Source organism: Actinoplanes sp. NPDC051633, from assembly GCF_040681735.1.
Classification (GTDB): Bacteria; Actinomycetota; Actinomycetes; order Mycobacteriales; family Micromonosporaceae; genus Actinoplanes.
The window spans coordinates 1-1,197 of record NZ_JBFAZH010001723.1; the positions used below are offsets into that span (position 1 = coordinate 1).

At 73.1% G+C, this 1,197-nt stretch carries 1 protein-coding gene; it reads right to left on the minus strand.

Annotated features, from left to right (window positions below; genetic code table 11):
• On the minus strand, positions 1-1,179 hold a 1,179-nt coding region (locus tag AB0M20_RS44665), incomplete at its 3' end, for a hypothetical protein (RefSeq protein WP_364307670.1).
• Positions 1,180-1,197 lie beyond the last annotated feature (18 nt).

Here is a 1,197-nt window from a genome sequence, read left to right on the forward strand (position 1 = left end):
GCGGTATTGCCACTGGACCGGGCCCTCGAGACGCATCTGCGCACTGCAATCCGGGCAGTCCACGTGCAGCACCGCGTACTCCGGCCTCAGGTTTGCCGCCGGCACGGACTCCCGCAGGCCGACCACGGCCACCGCGCCATGGCTGAAGGCCAACCGCAGATCCTCCGGGCCGCGGGTCAGCATCGGGCTCAGCGGGCCCGGCGGCAACGGCTCCAGCCCCGCGCCGGCCTGACGAGCGGTGAGATGGTCCCCGAGCCGGCTCAGCGAAGGCCCATGGGCCGGTGCCGTGGCCCTGCCCAGCGCCTCCTCGAGCACGTGACGCAGCCAGCCGCTCGGCGTGCATCGGCGCATGTGTTCCAGCGGCTCCCGGATCTCCGGCACGTGCCGGAGCAGGTGACGATGGCCCACGAGGGTCGCGAGCCGCATCTCGTTCGTACACGTCAGGATGCGGGCGGCGATCGCCGCGGCCACGCCCGGATCGTCGACCTCCTTGAGGCGCTCGGCGGCACGGTCCTCGGTGTAGCCGCCGTCGGCCAGGTAGCCCACCAGCGCCCGCACCACGTCCTCGGTCAGCGGGCGGGCGACGAGGCCGTCGATGAACGCGATGCGTACCCGTGGGTCGGTCTCGACGCGCGCCGCGGCCACGAAGGCCGCGCTGTCCTTCGCCCACCTCAGCTTCTTCGCCGCGGCCAGGCGCAGCTCCGGGCTCGGGTCGGTCAGCGACCGCTCCAGATCCGCGAGGGTGAGGCCGGCGCCGCCCTCGAGCGCCTCGATGCGGACCAGCGGCGACGGGTCGGCCAGGAAGCGGCGGGTGAGCTCGGCCGGACGCTTGATCGAGAGTACGGCCCTCAGCGCCCGCAGCCGCAGCCGCTCCTCGCCGCTGGTCTCCAGCTCGCGGCGCACCGGTTCGTGCAGGGCGCCCAGGTAGTAGAGCAGTCGGCTGACGCGTTCGTCGTCCTCGGCCAGGTCGGAAGCGGCGCGGCGGATCCGCTCGTCGACGACGCCCAAGATGCCCTTCAGGCCCTGGGCGGCGGCGTCGCTGACGTTCCGCCAGTGCTCGGCGATGCCACCCACGGTCTGCACCTCGGTGGGGTCGTGCAGCGCCAGATCGAGCAGGATGTCGATGTGCTCCGGGCCGCCGTCGCTCGCCGCCCGATCGGCCGCCATCAGCCGGGTCATGTCATCCGGGCTGTTCAG